14 protein-coding genes and 1 tRNA gene are annotated in these 17741 nt (G+C 72.2%); 10 read left to right on the top strand and 5 right to left on the bottom strand.

Annotated features, from left to right (window positions below; translation table 11 throughout):
* The first annotated feature begins 126 nt into the window (after positions 1-126).
* The 6 genes from ACXJY8_RS17770 (at position 127) to ssuD (ending at position 6049) form a co-directional block, all read left to right on the top strand.
* Positions 127-1224, top strand: a complete 1098-nt coding sequence (locus tag ACXJY8_RS17770; protein WP_463771443.1) for an HD-GYP domain-containing protein — start codon at positions 127-129, stop codon at positions 1222-1224.
* Between the two features lie 324 nt (positions 1225-1548).
* Positions 1549-2139 carry an FMN reductase gene (msuE, locus tag ACXJY8_RS17765; protein ID WP_463771441.1) on the top strand — a complete coding sequence of 197 codons (591 nt, stop codon included), beginning with the start codon at positions 1549-1551 and terminating at the stop codon, positions 2137-2139.
* 11 nt (positions 2140-2150) lie between these two features.
* Positions 2151-3119: an aliphatic sulfonate ABC transporter substrate-binding protein gene (locus ACXJY8_RS17760; RefSeq protein ID WP_463771439.1), complete on the top strand. Its 969-nt coding sequence runs from the start codon at positions 2151-2153 to the stop codon at positions 3117-3119.
* Between the two features lie 5 nt (positions 3120-3124).
* Entirely contained in the window at positions 3125-3907 is a 783-nt protein-coding gene (gene ssuC, locus ACXJY8_RS17755) for an aliphatic sulfonate ABC transporter permease SsuC (RefSeq protein ID WP_463771436.1), read from the top strand.
* Positions 3908-4008: 101 nt separating this feature from the next.
* Positions 4009-4854, top strand: coding sequence for an ATP-binding cassette domain-containing protein (locus ACXJY8_RS17750; RefSeq protein ID WP_463771432.1), 846 nt, complete (start codon positions 4009-4011; stop codon positions 4852-4854).
* Between the two features lie 31 nt (positions 4855-4885).
* Entirely contained in the window at positions 4886-6049 is a 1164-nt protein-coding gene (ssuD, locus tag ACXJY8_RS17745; RefSeq protein ID WP_463771429.1) for an FMNH2-dependent alkanesulfonate monooxygenase, read from the top strand.
* A gap of 57 nt (positions 6050-6106) precedes the next feature.
* Here ssuD and ACXJY8_RS17740 read toward each other — a convergent pair whose 3' ends face one another.
* Positions 6107-6289, bottom strand: a complete 183-nt coding sequence (locus ACXJY8_RS17740) for a hypothetical protein (RefSeq protein ID WP_463771426.1) — start codon at positions 6287-6289, stop codon at positions 6107-6109.
* A gap of 34 nt (positions 6290-6323) precedes the next feature.
* Between ACXJY8_RS17740 and ACXJY8_RS17735 the strand changes: the two genes are divergently transcribed.
* Together ACXJY8_RS17735 and ACXJY8_RS17730 are read left to right on the top strand one after the other, a co-directional pair.
* Positions 6324-7304, top strand: coding sequence for a sulfonate ABC transporter substrate-binding protein (locus tag ACXJY8_RS17735; protein ID WP_463771422.1), 981 nt, complete (start codon positions 6324-6326; stop codon positions 7302-7304).
* 141 nt (positions 7305-7445) lie between these two features.
* Complete coding sequence (locus tag ACXJY8_RS17730; protein WP_463771419.1) at positions 7446-7850, top strand: hypothetical protein; 405 nt, start codon at positions 7446-7448, stop codon at positions 7848-7850.
* A gap of 160 nt (positions 7851-8010) precedes the next feature.
* Here ACXJY8_RS17730 and ACXJY8_RS17725 read toward each other — a convergent pair whose 3' ends face one another.
* The 4 genes from ACXJY8_RS17725 to ACXJY8_RS17710 all read right to left on the bottom strand — a co-directional run bounded on the left by ACXJY8_RS17725 (position 8011) and on the right by ACXJY8_RS17710 (position 14905).
* The gene (locus ACXJY8_RS17725) at positions 8011-9240 is read right to left on the bottom strand and encodes an oxalate decarboxylase family bicupin (RefSeq protein WP_463771416.1); all 1230 of its coding nucleotides are present in this window, start codon (positions 9238-9240) and stop codon (positions 8011-8013) included.
* Positions 9241-9352: 112 nt separating this feature from the next.
* Complete coding sequence (locus ACXJY8_RS17720) at positions 9353-12568, bottom strand: helicase-related protein (protein WP_463780760.1); 3216 nt, start codon at positions 12566-12568, stop codon at positions 9353-9355.
* Between the two features lie 513 nt (positions 12569-13081).
* A complete protein-coding gene (locus tag ACXJY8_RS17715) occupies positions 13082-14590 on the bottom strand; it encodes a DUF2252 domain-containing protein (protein WP_463771413.1) in 1509 nt (502 codons plus the stop codon).
* 238 nt (positions 14591-14828) lie between these two features.
* Positions 14829-14905 (bottom strand) — tRNA-OTHER (locus ACXJY8_RS17710).
* 272 nt (positions 14906-15177) lie between these two features.
* Between ACXJY8_RS17710 and ACXJY8_RS17705 the strand changes: the two genes are divergently transcribed.
* Together ACXJY8_RS17705 and ACXJY8_RS17700 are read left to right on the top strand one after the other, a co-directional pair.
* Complete coding sequence (locus ACXJY8_RS17705) at positions 15178-16809, top strand: alpha-D-glucose phosphate-specific phosphoglucomutase (protein WP_463771409.1); 1632 nt, start codon at positions 15178-15180, stop codon at positions 16807-16809.
* 130 nt (positions 16810-16939) lie between these two features.
* On the top strand, positions 16940-17728 hold the full coding sequence (locus ACXJY8_RS17700) for an SDR family NAD(P)-dependent oxidoreductase (RefSeq protein ID WP_463771406.1): 789 nt from the start codon (positions 16940-16942) through the stop codon (positions 17726-17728).
* Positions 17729-17741: the final 13 nt, after the last annotated feature.

Below are 17741 nucleotides of genomic sequence, written 5' to 3'. Positions count from 1 at the left end.
TGGCTGATCCGCAGAAAACACGTAGACGGATCATCACGACTGGGTGATGCTTTGTCGTGAATTGTTCGATAATGAATTGGTGTCAAATGTTGAGGGTCGGGCTCTGGAGCCGGACCGCAGACCACGTTGACGGACCCTCTCGTGACCCAGGACAATTCCGTTCTCATCGTCTCGGACAGGCCACAGCTGGCGGCCCTGCTCTGTCGCGCCGTCGAGAACGTGGTCGCCTGCCGCTGTATCGAGCCGCGCGAGGCCCTGCCGGCGGTACAGCCCCTCGTCGCCGTCATCGACATCACCGGGGACGCGCACCTCGCCACCCTCTGGATCGCCCGGCTCCACGGCGCCCGCATCGCGAGCCTGCAGCTGACCAACCGGCCGCCCGTCGCCCGCGGCCGGGCCCCCGTCGCCACCCGCACCCTGCCGGCGGACGCGCCCCGCACGGCGGTCCTCGCCACCCTGTTCGCCCTGGTGGACACCTGGCAGGCGGCCCGCCGGAGCACCGCCGCCCCTATCCGGAAGGTCCGCGACATCGGCGAACGGGCGCGGGCGGCCGTCACCATGGTGGCGGGCGCCTTCCGGTCAGCCGAGACCGGGCGCCCCGTGAACGCCGAGGAGGTCGATGCCGGGACCGAGCTGATCCTGGAGGCGGTCTCGGATTCCGGCATCCGCGCCTGGCTCGACGTCGTCCAGAGCCACGACCAGCAGCTCTACCAGCACTCCCTCAGCGTCGCGGGCTATGCCGCCTCCTTCGGGGCCGGCCTGCGCCTCGCCCGCGCCGACCAGAAGCGGCTGGCGCGCGCCGCCCTGCTGCACGACGTCGGCAAGGCGAAGATCCCCCTGGCGATCCTGAACAAGCCCGGCCGCCTCACCGACGCGGAGATGGCGGTGATGCGGACCCATCCGGGCATCGGCGCCGACCTGCTCGCCGCCCAGGGCGGCTTCGACGCGGCGACCCTCGATGTGGTGCGCTCCCACCACGAGATGCTCGACGGCAGCGGCTACCCCGACGGCCTCGTGGGCGCGGCGATCCCCGACCTCGTGCGCCTCGTCACCATCTGCGACATCCACTCGGCCCTGACCGAGCGGCGCCCCTACCGCGATCCGCTGCCCCACGCGGAGGCCCACGCCCTAATGCAGGGCATGCTGCCCAAGCTCGACGCCGACCTGCTGGCGGCCTTCCGGCGGCTGGTGCTGCAGGGCGTGCTCGACGACGCCGTCGCCTGACGGCGCGCCGCCCCGGTTCGGCGGAGCTCGATCGGCCCAGGCGGTGAAAATTCCGGCATCATAATGCCTGTCGAACGGGATCATCTCCCGATGGCCCGCGGGCCGGAGAGATCGTCTCCCGCGTGCTGCGCATTCAAAAGAACCTTTCATTGATTCTCGGACGTGCAACGGGCACGTTTTCGACAGACGCGGCGTCACGAAAAACACGTGGCCCGGCCCGTTTTGCAGAGCGAAGATCTTCGGAATCACCGGTGCTGACCAGCGCTCGTCTTGAGCGCGTGCGCCGACGTGTCAGGAGAACTTGGCGCCTACGAGAGTCACTCCATGTCGCTGCCCCGTATCGTCGGCTTCACCGCCAACCTCCAGCGCCCCTCGAAGACCCGGGCGCTGGCCGAATCCCTGGCCGAGGCGGTCGGCGCGCAGCTGCGGGCCGAGATCCGCCTGTACGACATGCTCGATGCCGGCACCGGCCTCGGCGCGGCCTGGTCGCGGGACTTGCTGCCGCTGCCGGCCCGCCGCATCGTCGAGGCGATCGAGGGTGCCGACGCCCTCATCGTGGGCTCGCCGGTCTACAAGGGCGCCTATACGGGCCTGTTCAAGCACCTGTTCGATTTCGTCGATCCGGCGGCCTTGGTGGGCAAGCCCGTGATCCTCTCGGCCACCGGCGGCGGCCCGCGCCACGCCCTCGTGGTCGAGCATTCCCTGCGCCCGCTCTTCGGGTTCTTCAGCGCCCACACCATTCCCAGCGCGGTCTACGGCTCGGACGCGGATTTTCGCGACGGCGTCCTCGTCGATCCGGGCGTGAAGGCCCGCATCGCCGACGCGGCGGGCCAGCTCGCGGAGCTGCTCCAGGCCCGGGCCGCCCGCGCCGGGACGCCGGAGGCCCCGGTCGCCGCCTTCGCGAGCGCCGGCTAAGGACCGCCCCGATGCTCTCCCGACGCGACCTCCTCGTCGGCGCCCTGGCGGCGGCGGCCCTGCCCGGGCCGGCCGCCGCACCGGCGCGGGCCGAGAGCGGCACCTTCCGGATCGGCTACCAGAAGAACGGCATCCTCGTCGTCGCCAAGCAGCAGGGCGCGATCGAGCAGGCGCTGAAGCCCCTCGGCGTTTCCGTACGCTGGACCGAGTTCTCGTTCGGGCCCCCGGTCCTCGAGGCCCTCGGCGTGGGCGCCATCGATTTCGGCCAGACCGGCGCGCCGCCCCCGGTCTTCGCCCAGTCCGCCGGCAACACCCTGCTCTATGTCGCGGCCCAGGATTCCGGCGGCTCGGGCGAGGCGATCCTCGTGCCGCAGGGCTCGCCCCTGAAGACGCTCGCCGATCTCAAGGGCCGGCGCGTCGCCTTCGCCAAGGGCTCGAGCTCGCATTACCTCGTGGTCCGCGCCCTGGAGACGGCCGGTCTGACCTATGCCGACATCGAGCCCGTCACCCTGGCGCCGGCGGATGCGGCCGCCGCCTTCGCGCGGGGCGCCGTCGACGCCTGGGCGATCTGGGACCCGTACTTCGCCATCGCCGAGCGCCAGCCCGGCACCCGCATCCTGGCCAGCGCCGCCGAGATCGAGAAGCCCACCAACTTCTTCCTCGGCAACCGGGACTTCACCCAGGGCAACGCCCCCGTGGTCCAGGCGGCGGTCGGCGCCCTCGGCGCGGTCGCGGCCTGGTGCGAGGCGCATCGCCCGGAGGTCGCCGCGCTGCTCTCGAAGGGCACCGGCGTACCCCTCGACGCGACCCAGCGCGCCGTCGACCGCAGCGTCTACGTGATCGCGCCGCTCAGCGAGGCGGTCATCGCCGGCCAGCAGCGCGTGGCCGACCGCTTCCAGGCGCTGGGCCTGATCCCCAACCCCATCCGCGTCCGCGATGCCGTGTGGACGCCGCCGGCTCCCCCGGCGAGCAAGGGCTGAACCCCATGACGACCTCGTTCCACACCCGCACCCTGGAGCGCCTGACGCCCTGGCTCGTGCCCGCCGCGATCCTGCTCGGCTGGCAGGTCGCCGCCTCCACCGGCCTCGTCTCCACCCGCTTCATGCCGGCGCCCTCGGGCGTCGTCGCGGCGGGCTGGCAGGCGGCCCGCAGCGGCGAGCTCTGGACCAACCTCTCGATCAGCTTCGCCCGCGCGGCTGTCGGCTTTCTGATCGGCGGCGGCATCGGCTTCGCGCTCGGCCTCGCCAACGGCCTGTCGCGGCTCTCCGAGCGCCTCACCGACACGACGCTGCAGATGATCCGCAACATCCCGCACCTGTCGCTGATCCCCCTGGTGATCCTGTGGTTCGGCATCGACGAGGAGGCCAAGCTCTTCCTGGTGGCCATCGGGGTGTTCTTCCCCGTTTATGCCAACACCCTGCACGGCATCCGCTCGGTGGACCCGCAGCTCGTCGAGATGGGCCGGGTCTACGGCATGTCGCCCACCACCCTGTTCCTGCGCGTGGTGCTGCCCGGCGCGCTGCCCTCGATCTTCGTGGGCCTGCGCTATGCGCTCGGCATCATGTGGCTGACGCTCATCGTCGCCGAGACGATCTCGGCCTCCTCCGGCCTCGGCTACATGGCGATGCAGGCGCGCGAGTTCATGCTCGTCGACGTCGTGGTGCTGGCGATCGTGATCTATGCCGGCCTCGGCAAGGCCGCCGACGCCGTGACCCGGCTGCTGGAGCGCCGGTTCCTTGCCTGGAACCCGGCCTACCGGAACACCTGACGGAACGTGGGTTTCCTTCCCCGCAAGGGGGAGGGAGTGCCCGAATCTCGATGCCCCACGGCTTCTTTCCCAGACACTTCTCCCCTTCGACGGTCCGTCCCATGCTCGCCACCGCCCTTCGCGTCCCCGAGGACAGCCAGATCCGCGATCCGAAACCCCGCGAGGTCGCCGCCCCGAAGGCGTCGGCCCGGACTGCGCCCGCGCCCTCCGCCGCGGGCATCGGCGTCACCCTGCGCGACCTGCGCAAGGCGTTCGACGGCCACACCGTGATCGAGGGGCTCGACCTGCACATCCCGGCCGGGCAGTTCGTGGCCGTAGTCGGGCGCTCGGGCTGCGGCAAGAGCACCCTGCTGCGCCTGATCCTCGGCCTGGAGCAGCCGAGCGCCGGCCGGATCACCCTCGAATCGCAGGCCCTGCGCACCCCGCCCAAGCGGATCATGTTCCAGGAGCCGCGCCTGCTGCCCTGGGCCCGGGTCGTCGACAACGTGGCGGTGGGCCTCGGCGAGGACGGCCGCAAGGCGGAGCGCCGCGCCAAGGCGCAGGCCGCCCTGGGGGAGGTCGGCCTCTCCGAGAAGGCCGGCAACTGGCCCGCGACCCTGTCGGGCGGCCAGCGCCAGCGGGTGGCGCTCGCCCGCGCCCTCGTCAGCCGCCCGGGGCTGCTCGCCCTTGACGAGCCGCTGGGCGCCCTCGACGCCCTGACCCGCATCGACATGCAGGCGATGATCGAGCGGATCTGGCGGGCGCAGGGCTTCACCGCGATCCTCGTCACCCACGACGTCGCCGAAGCCGTGGCGATGGCCGACCGCATCCTGGTGGTGGAGGCCGGCCGCATCGCCCTCGACGTCGCCGTGGACGTGCCGCGCCCGCGCCGCCGGGGCGACGCCGACCTCGCGGCCCTGGAAGGCCGCATCCTCGACCACCTGTTGTCCGAGCGCGCGCCCGCCTGAGCGCTGCCGCCAACCGCGAGAAAGAACCCCCATGACCGGACAGACCGACGTTCTCTGGTTCCTCCCCACCCACGGCGACGGCCGCTACCTCGGCGCCCAGGAAGGTGCCCGCGACGTCTCGATCGCGTATCTGCGCCAGATCGCCCAGGCCGCCGACGAGCTCGGCTATTACGGCGTGCTCCTGCCCACCGGCCGCTCCTGCGAGGATTCCTGGGTGGTGGCCTCGGCGCTGGCGCCGCTCACGAAGCGCCTGCGCTTCCTCGTGGCCGTCCGGCCCGGCCTGCAGGAGCCGTCCATGGCCGCCCGCATGGCCGCGACCCTCGACCGGGTCTCGGACGGGCGCCTGCTCATCAACGTCGTCACGGGCGGCGACCCCGTCGAGCTGCGCGGCGACGGCGTCTTCCTCGACCACGACGAGCGCTACGTCGTGACGGACGAGTTCCTGCACATCTGGCGCGGGCTGATGTCGGGCGAGACGGTCAGCTACGAAGGCAAGCACCTCCGGGTGGAGGAGGGACGGGTGATCTTCCAGCCCGTGCAGAAGCCCTATCCGCCGCTGTATTTCGGCGGCTCCTCGCCGGCCGGCATCGAGGTCGCGGCCGAGCATTGCGAGGTCTACCTGACCTGGGGCGAGCCCCCGGCCGGCGTCGCCGAGAAGATCGCCCGGGCCCGGGAGGCCGCCGACCGCAAGGGCAAGACCTTCTCCTACGGCATCCGCCTGCACGTCATCGTGCGCGAGACGGAAGGGGAGGCTTGGGCGGCCGCCGAGAACCTGATCTCGCGCCTCGACGACGAGACTATCGCCAAGGCCCAGGCCACCCTGAAGCGCCAGGATTCCGTGGGCCAGAGCCGCATGATGGCCCTGCACGGGGGCGACCGCACCAAGCTCGAGGTCTCACCGAACCTCTGGGCCGGCGTCGGCCTGGTGCGCGGCGGCGCCGGCACCGCCCTGGTCGGCTCGGCCGATCAGGTGGCCGACCGGATGAAGGAATACATCGACCTCGGCATCGACCGCTTCATTCTCTCGGGCTACCCGCACCTGGAGGAGGCCTACCGCTTCGCCGAGCTGGTCTTCCCCAAGCTCCCCCTGCGCGCCACCACCGGCGTCGCGCCCTCGAACGCCCGCAACAACGGCCCGTTCGGCGAGGTCATCGCCAACGACATCGTGCCCGGCCGCCGCATCGCGGCGCATTGAGGGGGGGCTCGGGCGAAAGCCTTGCCGCCAAAAGCCTTGCCGCCGGGAGAGCGGGTGTCATTCCGGGGCGCCGCAGGCGAGCCCGGACCCGAAGGGGCGCGCCAGCGGCGTGCAATCCAGAGCCGCCGACAGCGTCAGGTTCGGCACCACCTGCGGATCTGTATCCCGGGCTCCGCCGCGCGGCCCCGGGATGACGGCCTGCAGGGGGAAGCCGATCGAGCTGGATGATCCATCGAACATCAAGTCCCATCACCCCAGCCCAGAGGACATCCCCATGCCCGCCGCCACCCGCGCGCTCGCGCTCCGCTCCGACGGCACCCGCCGCGCCTGGATCCTGCTCACCGCCCTGGCGCTCCTGACCCTCGGCGTCGTGCACGCCCGCGCGGACGAGCGGGTGATCCGGATCGGCTACCAGAAATACGGCACGCTGGTCCTCCTCAAGGGCAAGGGCCTGCTGGAGCAGCGCCTGAAGCCGCTCGGCTACCGCGTCACCTGGGCCGAGTTCCCCTCGGGCCCGCCCCTGATGGAGGCGCTGAACGCCGGGGCCGTCGATCTCGGCTCGGCTGGCGAGGCGCCCCCGATCTTCGCCCAGGCCGCCAACCCGGACCTGCTCTATGTCGGACACGAGCCGGCCGCCCCCAAGGGCGAGGCGATCCTGGTGGCGAAGGACAGCCCGATCCGGACGGTCGCGGACCTGCGCGGCAGGAAGATCGCCCTGAACAAGGGCTCGAACGTCCACTACTTCCTGGTCCGGGCCCTCGAGCAGGCGGGCGTGCCCTACGAGGCGGTGACGCCGACCTTCTTGGCGCCGGCCGACGGGGCCGCCGCCTTCGCGCGGGGCGCCGTCGACGCCTGGGCGATCTGGGACCCCTACCTCGCCTCGGGCGAGCGCAGCACCGGCGGGCGCATCCTCGTCGACGGCACCGACCTCGTGCCGAACCGCCAGTTCTACCTCTCGACCCGCGCCTTCGCCGCCGCCCACGGCCCGGCCCTCGACGCGACGCTCGCCGCCATCGGCGAGATCGACGCCTGGGCCAAGGAGAACACCGACGCGGTGGCGGCCGAGCTCGCCCCCTCCGTCGGCATCCCGGCGCCGATCCTCACGGTGGCCCTGCGCCGCCTCACCTACGGGGTCACGCCGCTGAACGCCGAGACCACCGCCGACCAGCAGAAGGTCGCCGACACCTTCCACCGCCTCGGCCTGCTGCCCAAGCCCCTCGACGTCGCCTCGGCGGTGCGGAAGCCCGGGAGCTAGATTCCCAATCCGGGCGTTCGGCGAGAGGCGGAGCGGCCGAGCCTGTCGAAAGCACACCTTTTGATTGAATAGGAGCGAATCGAGCGCTACCGTGAGGTCGTGTCGGACGTGGGCCGACGGTCCTCGATCCGAGGTGGCACGATGAGAGGCCGGTCGTTCGTCCACCTGTTCGTCGGAGCGATCCTGCTCGCCTTCGCCGCCCTGGTCGCGGTGCCGGTCTGGATCCTTCGGACTGCTTCGCCGGTGGTCGCGACGCCCTCCCTCGTCCGGGACCTTCCGCCCGGGCCCGCCGAGGCCGGCCTCGCCTTCCAGGCTCGCGTCGCGGATGCCTTCCCGCCCGGCTCTTCGGAGGCCGACCTGCTCGAGCGCCTGCGGGCCGAAGGCTTCACGCGGCGCATCTACGGGGAGGCGAACCCGCCGAAGACGCCGTGGGCGTTCTTCGAGGTTCCCCTGTCGGGATGCGTCGTGACCTGGCGCGTGCACTGGCAGGCACGGGGCGGCAGCATCGTCTCGGCCGCCGGAGATCAGGACGCCGTCTGCCTGTGAAGCGCGGCCGATCCGATTGGCTGACGACGGCCGCCATCATGGCCGTGACCGTCGCGCGCGCCGTCGTCCTGGTCCTGCACCGGCGCGATCCGAGTCCGCCCGGCTCGCTGCTCCACGGCCGCGCGGCATGCCGAACCTTGCCGCGGGCAGCGGCCCCGGATCAAGACCCCGGCAGCACCGGCGCCTTGACCCCCGGCAGGCGGTCGAGATCCGCTGCGCTGAGATGGGTGTGCGCCGCCACCAGGGTGTGCGGGGTGAGGGCGAGCCACTGGCGCAGGGAGATGTCGGCGTAGGTCGGGCTGCGGAACATCTCCAGGAAGGTCAGGGGCGTCGTGCCGGTGTTCTCGATGTAGTGGCCCATGGCGAAGGGCACGTAGCCGACGTCGCCGGCCTGGTAGTCGAAGGTGCGGGCCTTCGATTCCGAGCCGAACACGGTCATGCGGCCCTGGCCGGCGATGTAGAACTGCCACTCGTCGCCGTTCGGGTGCCAGTGCAGCTCGCGGATCGCACCCGGCTCCAGCTCCACCAGGGTGGCCGCGATGGTCTTCGAGGCCTTGAACACCGAGGAATCGGTGATGCGCACGGTGCCGCCCGGCAGGCTCAGGGGCGCCTGGGCCAGCATCCGGTGGCTGAAGGGCTCCGGCACCGGGCCGGCGCCGCCCATCCGGTCGGCGTCGAGGGGGCCGGGGGTCGGCCCGGGGAAGATGTAGAGCTCCTTCTCCGGCACGCCCGCGAAGGCGCTCTCCGGCAGGTCGAAGTTCTTGGCGAGGATGTCCCTCGGCGTATGCGCCAGCCAGTCCGTCAGGAGGAAGGTGGAATCCTCCGAGAAGCCGCCGTCGTCGAAGACCAGCAGGAACTCGCAACCGTCGACGCCGTCGGCGGCCAGGCCTTGGATCGAGTGCGGGATGCCCGAGGGGAAGTACCAGAGGTCGCCCTCGCCGACATCGTCCGCGAAGGTCCGGCCCTGCGCATCCACCGCGGTGATCCGGGCCCGGCCCTTCAGCATGTAGGCCCACTCGGCTTCCTTGTGCCAGTGCATCTCGCGCACCACCCCGGCGCCGAGCCGCATGTTCACCCCCGCCATCGCCTTCGACACCGGCAGTTCGCGGATCGTCGTCTGCCGGGCCCAGCCCCCCTCCTCGAGGCGCATGTGGCTGTCGGCGAAGGACCATTTCAGGTTCGGCATCGTGCCGTGGTCGGTCGCGGGCGGGCGCAGGGTGAAGGGGTCCTCGGCCTCCCGGGCGGGGTTGCGCGGCCCGAGGATCGAGGCGCCGTCCTTGCCCCGGATCGGGCTCTGCGCCGCGGGCTGGCCCTGCGCCCCGGCCACGGTGAGCAGCGATCCCCCGGCGGCGGTGGCGGCCAGCAGGCTTCGGCGGGACAGGTCGGTCATGGGCATCGGGTCTCGCGTGGCGTCGGGGGCGCCCCCCCGGGCGCCCCTCACCGTCGTCAATCGGCCCCCGCCGACGGCCGTTCCGTCCCTCACGGCCTCGTGCGGACCCCCGTCACGCCGCCGCCTCGACCACGGGCGGCGCCGGGCGCGCGCCCTGGGCCCGCAGGCGCTCCAGGAAGGCGGCGGCGAGGCGCCCGCGCGTCGCCGGGTCCTCGCTGCCCTGACGCAGCAGCACGCGGTTGTCCTTGCGCACGATGTGGGCGTGGACGGGGACCTGCAGCGGCGGCGCGTTCGGCCGCAGGTCGGCGGCCAGCCCCTGGGGCCCGCCGCTGAGGCGGTGGATGCCGAGCCCGAGGCAGCCGACCCGGAGCCGGGCCAGGGCGATCAGGTCCTCGAAGGGCGCAGGTGGCGGGCCGAAGCGGTCGACCACCTCGCTGCGCAGGGCCTCCACCTCCTCCGGGTTCGCGAGGCGCAGGAGGCGGGTGTAGAGGCTGAGGCGCACCTCCGGCTCGGGCACGTAGTCGGCCGGCACGGCGCCCGAGAGGCCCAGCCGGATCTCCGGGTTCCAGTCCTCGGCGGGCTCGCCCTTGGCGGCGCGCAGCGCCAGGTGCAGCAGGTGCTGGTAGAGCCCGAGGCCGATGAGCTTGACGTGGCCGGCCTGGTTCTCGCCCACGAGGTCGCCCGCTCCGCGCAGGTCCAGGTCCCGGGCGCTGATGGCGAAGCCCGCGCCGAGGCGGTCGAGGGCCTCCAGCGTCCGCAGGCGCTTCTCGGTGGCCGGCGTCAGCGGCCGGTCGGGGCGGCTGAGGAGGTAGACTACGCCGCGGCGCTGGCCGCGCCCAACCCGGCCGCGCAGCTGGTGGAGCTGCGACAGGCCGAAGCGCTCGGCGTCCCAGACCAGCATGGTGTTGGCGCGCGGCACGTCGAGCCCGCTCTCGATGATGCTGGTGGCGAGCAGCACGTCGCCCTCGCCGTCGGCGAAGCGCACCATCACGTCGTCCATCTCGGCGGCGTTGAGCCCGCCATGCGCCACCCGTGTCTGCAGGTCCGGCACCAGCTTGGCGAGGCGCGCCGCCATGGGAGCGATGTCCTCGATGCGTGGGCAGACCACGAAGCTCTGGCCGCCGCGCCGGTGCTCGCGCGTGAGGGCGTCGCGCATCGCCTCGTCCTCGAAGGGGGCGATCACGGTGCGGATGGGCTGGCGCACGGAGGGCGGCGTGGCGATGACGCTGAGGCTCTGGAGCCCCACCAGGGCACTCTGCAGGGTGCGGGGGATCGGGGTCGCGGTGAGCGTGAGCACGTGGCCCTCGCCCGCCGCCTCCCGCAGACCCTGCTTGATCTTGGCCCCGAAGCGCTGCTCCTCGTCGATGACCATCAGGCCGAGATCGGCGAAGCCCACGCCCTTGGCGGCAAGGCAGTGGGTGCCGACCACGAGGCGGATGGTGCCGTTGGCCAGCCCCGCCTTGACCCGCTTGGCCTCGGCCGGAGAGACGAGGCGGGACAGGTGGGCGACCTCGACGCCGAAGCGGGCGAAGCGCCGGGTGAAGGTCTGCACGTGCTGGCGCGCCAGCACCGTGGTGGGGGCGACGATCGCCACCTGCTTGCCGGCGAACACCGCCGCGGCGGCGGCGCGCAGGGCCACCTCGGTCTTGCCGAAGCCGACGTCGCCGCAGACGAGGCGGTCCATCGGCCGGCCCGAGGCGAGGTCCGCCATCACGCCGGTGACGGCGCTCGCCTGGTCGGCGGTCAGCGCGAAGCCGAAGCCGGCCGCGAAGCGCTCCATCTCCCGGTCGGGCGGCACCAGCACCGGCGCCCGGATCGACCGGCGCTTCTCGGCATCGGCCAGCATCACCCGGGCGGCCCGGGCCATGCAGGCCTCCGCCTCCAGGCGCCGGCGTCCCCAAGATCCCTTTGCCCAGCTTCCGCCTTCCAGCTTGTCAAGGGTCACGGCCTCGACCTCGGAGCCGTAGCGCCAGATCCGGTCGGCCTGCGAGACCGGCACCATCAGGATGCCGTCGCCGGCGAAGCGCAGGCGCAGGGCGTCCTCGCTGCCGCCGTCGCCGGTCCCGACCGGCTCCAGCCCCTCGAACACGCAGAGCCCGTTGTCGCGGTCGACGGCGACGTCGCCGATGCGCAGCTCGACCTCGCCGATGGGCAGGATGGCGCTCGGGCCCCCGGCCGCCACGGCGGCGGCACGGGCGCCGAAGAGGTCGGCGGCGGCGATCACCGCCACGCCCGCGCCCGGCACCCGGAAGCCCGCCTCGATCGGAGCCTCCAGCTGGAGGAGCGCGCCGGATTTCGCCGCCACGGCCTCGGCCCAGTCCCGCACCGTCCGAGCCTTGCGGCCGAGCGCCCGCTCGGCGACGCGCACCAGCCGCGCCAGGGGCTCGGCCGGCCCCGTCAGGAGGATGCGGTCGCCCGCCTTCAGGTGCTCGCGCAGGGTCTCGGCCAGGGCCGTGTTCGGCCGGGCCCTGCGCACGAAGACCGGCATGGTCAGGTCCTCGGCGCCGTCCGCCTCGGCCTCGGCGACGCGGCGCGCATCGAGCTGGGCCGCCCAATCCTCGGGGCTCAGGTAGAGGCCGCTGTCGTCGGCGCCGCCGCGCCGGGACCGGGCCGCGGCCTCGCGCCCTTCCGCGATCTGCTCGAAGAAGGCCTGCGCCCGCTCCTCGGCCCCACCCTCGACCACGAGGCGGGCGTCGGGCACCTGGTCGAGGACGGTGACCAGGGACGGGTAGTACCGGGCGAGGCCGTGCTCCTGGCCCGTGAAGGGCGCGAGCCGGCTCTCCGAGCCCTCGGGCAGGACGATCTCGGTGGCAGGGTCGATCACCAGCACTGCGGCATCGGCGAGCGAGCGCTGCGAGACCGGGTCGTAGGAGCGGATCGCGGTGACGCGGCCCTCCTCGTACTCGATGCGGCAGGGGCGGTCGGCGGCGGCCGGGAAGACGTCCACGGTCCGGCCCCAGACCGCGACCTCGCCGGGCTCATCGACCCGGTCGTCGAGGATGTAGCCGAGGCGCTGCAGGAAGGCCGAGACGGCCGTCGGGTCGAGGGCGTCGCCGACCCGGACCTCCAGGCGCGCCTGCGCCCAGGTCTCGGCCGGCGGCACGCGCTGGATCAGGGCCGGGCCGGTGGTGAGGACGATGTCGGGCAGGCTGGCGGTGTCGGTGAGCCAGCGCAGCACGCCGGTGCGCGCGCCCATCACCCCGCGCGAGGGCGAGGCACGGTCGTAGGGCAGGCAGTCCCATTCCGGGTAGATCGCCACGCTGCGCTCGGGCGAGAGCGCCCGCAGGATGCCCGCGATGGCCTCGAGCCGGTGGCTCTCGCGGGCCATGTGGACCAGCGGCTTCCCGGTTTTCGTCAGGTCCAGGAGGGCGACCGCCAGGGCGCCGGTGGGCACCAGCGGCGCCACGATCTCCGGGGCGGGCGCCGCCCCGGCCGCCGGCGCCGCTCCCTGGCCGGAGGCCGGCTTCGACGCCGATTTCGGGCCGGGCGTCTTGCTGCTCGATGCCTTGCTGCTCGATGTCTTGCTGCTCGATGCCTTGCTGCTCGATGACTTGGCGCCGGATACCTTGGTCACCGCAGGCTCGGTCCCCGCCGTCTTGCTCCCCGCAGTCTTGGCGGACGTCCGGGCCTTCGCCCGGACCGGCCCCTCCGCGGGCCGCTGGGCCGAATCTTTGGCCGATCCTCTTGCTGTCTCGGCCGGAGCGGGAGACGACGCGGTCCTGCGTTTTGCCATCTGGGGTGTGCGCTGCCCGGCTTGGAGGATGGGAGTCTGGAAACGCGGCCGGCGGGCGCGGGCTCCGCGCTTTCGGCGTCCGTCCCCAGTTTGTCGCAGGCCTGTGGATCACATCTCCGGGTCGGGCGCCGCCTCCAGGCGCCCCTGCGCGATGGCCGCCTGGAAGGCCGCGTAGTCGGCCTCGTTCTGGTCGCCGTAAGCGAGCGCCCAGGCGGCCAGGGCCTCGCGCAGGTCGCAGTGCCGGTCGCGGCCGCAATAGCCCGCGATGGCGGCGGCGTCCCCGGTGCGGGCATGCGCCCGTGCCAGCAGGGCGCCGTAGGCCCAGGAGAAGTAGATCAGCGGCTGGCCCGTCAGGCCGGCCACGGGGATGTCGCCCTTCATGTTCTTCATCTGGCGCACGTAGAACGGGCGGCCGTCGATGCTGGTCCAGCCCAGCAGCGGGTCGCCCACCGCCTGGAGCAGGCGCTGGCCGTAGATCACCCGCTCGCCCTCGTGGTCGCCATAGGCTTCGGGCATGCCCGCGAGGTAGGGGGCATGGGCCGGCGTCACCGCCTCCTTGACCTGGAGGAAGAGGACGTCCTGGTCCGAATTCCCGCACAGGAGCGCGACGTAGGCGCGGGTGCCGACGCTGCCGACCCCGACGACCCGGTGGGCCACGTCCACCACGTGGTAGCGGCTCAGCATGAACCGGCGCTCGCGCGGCAGGGTCTCGGCATAGTGCTCCAGCCCGACGATCACCGCCTCGCGGGTCTCCGCATCGACACCGGTGAGGATCGGGGGCTGCTCCTTGAAGCGCCAGCCGCCGTCGGTGCGGCGCTCGCCGACCCGGGCGAGCAGGCTCTTGTTGTGCTTCTTGCGCGCCTTCTCCACCGCCTTGGCGATGACCGCCTCGGAATGGGCGTCGATGGTGAGGCCGGCGAAATCGAGCTGGTCGGCCCGGGCGGCCTGGTGCCAGACGTCGAGGGGTCCCTGCGGCGCCAGCTCGGTCATGGTGTGCTGGTAGCCGGCCACCGCCGCGAGGGCGGCCTCGCGGCGCTCGGCCTTGGCGACCCCGTCGGTGCGCGCCGCCACCTCGATGCTGGCGACGAGGCGCTTCAGGTCCCATTCCCAAGGGCCGATCGTGACCTCGTCGAAGTCGTTGAGGTCGAGGACGATGTCGCGCTGGGGCGTGCCGAACAGGCCGAAATTGGCCAGGTGCGCGTCGCCGTTCATCACCACCGCGATGCCGCTGCGCGGGGTGTGGGCGAGGTCCCAGGCCATGACGTGGGCGGCCCCGCGCAGGAAGGCGAAGGGCGAGCTCGCCATGCGGGCGACCCGCAGGGGAATCAGGTGCTCCTGGCGGCCGGCATGGGCGGTCTCGATCAGAGAGACGGGGTCCGGCCGGCCGGCGGGCGGGTGCCACGGCGCGTGCGCCGCATGGGGCACGACCTCGCGCAGGGCCTTGCCGGCGTGCCGACGCTTGTCCCAGGGCTCGCCGGCCTCGCGCAGGTCGATGCGGGGGATGTCGGCCAGGGGCGCCAGGAGGATGTCGTCGGCCTCCTGCTGGATGGCCTCCTGCTGGGTCTCGGGCGTGTTCGAGCCGTCGGCGCGCAGGCCGACATCCTGGGGAATTTCCATGCACGGTCCTCACACGCGAATTCGTGAAGGACAAATCTTGACCGTTTCCGATCGTTCCCGGGGCAACACGTCTCATCCCGGGGTTTCATCCCAAGAAAAACCAAGGTGAACGATCTGGAAAGGGGCGTGCAAGTGGACGTTGCGCTGGCGGCCGTGACGGTCCAGTCGATCGTCCGTACACGACGAAGAGCGCTCACGTCCAATCCGCAAGACCTGGTAAAGACCTGGCGATGCGGCGTGGAGGCCGGGGTCCGGATTTGAACCGGACGTGCGAATCCTTGCGGGGATCCTGGCTGAACACTCACCCACCTGGCCGAGATCCACCAACCACGGATCTGTCGACGTGGCAAGCGGACTATAGTGTCGAGGCGACCGTTCCGTTAGCGATCTCTTAAGATCAGGCCCGTCGTCGCCGCATCCTTGAGCTGTGAGACCCTGCCTCGGATCGGCGCGATGCTTGCCTTACGGCCCGGCCGCGACGGGATGATCCCGGCCGCCGCCCCGCGCGGGCGCCCGGCGGGCGCCGCCGATTGACCCGCGGGGACAAACCGCGTTCTTGAGCGCGGCGATTCAGGAGTGCTTGAACGATGTCCGTAACGACCGTCCCGACGACGCCCTATGACGACCAGAAGCCGGGCACGTCCGGCCTGCGCAAGAAGGTGCCGGTGTTCCAGCAGGCGCGCTACGTCGAGAACTTCGTCCAGGCGATCATCGACTGCATCCCCGACCGGGCCGGCACCACCCTGGTGCTCGGCGGCGATGGCCGCTTCCTGAACCGCCAGGTGGTGCAGACCACCCTGAGAATCGCCGCCGCCAACGGCTTCGCCCGGGTGCTGGTGGGCCAGGGCGGCCTGCTCTCGACCCCGGCGGCCTCCTGCGTCATCCGCAAGCACGGCGCCATCGGCGGCATCATCCTGTCGGCGAGCCACAACCCGGGCGGCCCCGAGGGCGATTTCGGCATCAAGTTCAACACCGCCAACGGCGGCCCGGCGCCCGAGACCGTCACGGCGGCGATCTACGCGCGCACCCGGGCGCTGACCGAGTACCGCATCGTCGAGGGGCCCGACCTCGACCTCGATACCCTCGGCGAGACCCGGATCGGCGACATGACCGTCGCGGTGATCAATCCCGTGGCGGACTACCTCGCGCTGATGCGCGAGCTCATCGACTTCGACGCGATCACGCGCCTGTTCGGAGGCGGCTTCCGCATGCGCTTCGACGCCATGAGCGCGGTCACCGGCCCCTACGCCCACGCCATCCTGGAAGGCGTGTTCGGGGCCGAGCCCGGCACCGTCCTCAACGGCACACCGCGGGAGGATTTCGGCGGCCACCATCCGGACCCGAACCCGGTCCACGCCCACGACCTCTACGAACTGATGCTGAGCGACGCCGCGCCGAACCTGGGTGCTGCCTCGGACGGCGACGGCGACCGCAACATGATCGTGGCGCCCGGCCTGTTCGTGACCCCGAGCGACAGCCTGGCGATCCTAGCGGCGCATGCCCACCTCGCCCCCGGCTACGCCCGGGGCCTAGCCGGCGTCGCCCGCTCCATGCCCACGAGCCGGGCCCTCGACCGGGTGGCGGCGTCGCTCGGCATCAAGGCCTACGAGACCCCCACCGGCTGGAAATTCTTCGGCAACCTGCTCGATGCCGGCCTGATCACCCTCTGCGGCGAGGAGAGCGCCGGCACCGGCTCGAACCATGTCCGCGAGAAGGACGGGCTCTGGGCCGTGCTGATCTGGCTCAACATCCTGGCGGTCACGGGCAAGCCGGCCGACGCCGTGGTGCGGGACCACTGGGCCACGTTCGGGCGCGACTACTACACCCGGCACGATTACGAGGAGATCGACTCGGAGGCTGCCAAGCGCCTGATGGACGGGTTGCGGGCCAAGCTCGCCACGCTGCCGGGCCAGAAGCTCGGCGATCTCACCGTCTCGGCCGCGGACGACTTCCGCTACGTCGATCCCGTCGACGGCTCCGTCACCGAGCAGCAGGGCGTGCGCGTCACCTTCGCGGAGGACGCCCGGGTGGTCTACCGCCTCTCCGGCACGGGCACGGCGGGTGCGACCCTGCGGGTCTACATCGAACGCTACGAATCCGCCCCCGACCGGCTCGAACGGCCGGTGGCGGAGGTGCTGGCCCCGGTGGTGGCGGTGGCCCATGAACTGGCCGACATCGCCGCGCTCACCGGACGCTCGGAGCCGAGCGTCGTCACCTGAGTCGCGCAGGTCCGAGAAACACGAAGGTTCGCACGGGCGCCCGTGATCCGGCGTCGCGGCCCGGAACAGGGCCGGGCGCCGGGCCCTTGTCCCCGCATCGATTCGAACGGTGCGAGGAGACCGGTCCACCATGACATCGCAGGGCAACGGGACGCTGCACGGCAAGCGCGCACTCATTACGGGCGCGGATTCGGGGATCGGCCAGGCGACGGCCGAGCTGTTCGCGCGCCAGGGCGCCGATGTCGCCATCACCTACAACACCGACGCGGACGGCGCCCGCGAGACCGCGCGCCGGGTCGAGGCGACGGGCCGCCGCTGCCTCGTGATCCAGAACGACGTCGGCGACCCGGCCTCCGTGGAGGCGACCTTCGCGCGGGTCGCGCAGGAGCTCGGTGTCCTCGACATCCTGGTGAACAATGCCGGCCAGGCGATGAGCGGCATGCCGGTGGCCGAGATGGACGACGGCAAGCTCGAGCAGATCCTGCGCGTCAACCTGATGGCTCCGGTCTTCTGCGCCCGGGCCTTCATCAAGGTCCGCCGGGCCCAGGGCGGGCGCGGCAAGATCGTCATCGTCTCCTCGGTGGCCCAGCACCTGCCCACCCCGGAGAGCGCCCCCTACGGCATGTCGAAGGCGGGCGTCGGCTCCCTCTGCCGCAGCCTGGCACGGGAGCTCGCCGAGGACCGGATCAACGTCAACAACGTGGCGCCCGGCCTGATCGAGACGCCGATGACCGCCGACCGCTTCGAGAACCCGGACAAGCTCGCCCAATCCCTGGAGCGCATCCCGTGGCACCGGGCGGGCCAGCCCGACGAGATCGCCAAGGCGATCCTCTACCTCGCCTCGGACGATGCCGACTACGTCACCGGCCACACCCTGGTGGTCGATGGCGGCCTGACCATGCAATGGGGCGGCGCCTGACGGCATCGGGCGC

It is taken from the genome of Methylobacterium sp. TK31 (assembly GCF_055361545.1).
This window is presented reverse-complemented; position numbering and strand designations above follow the sequence as displayed.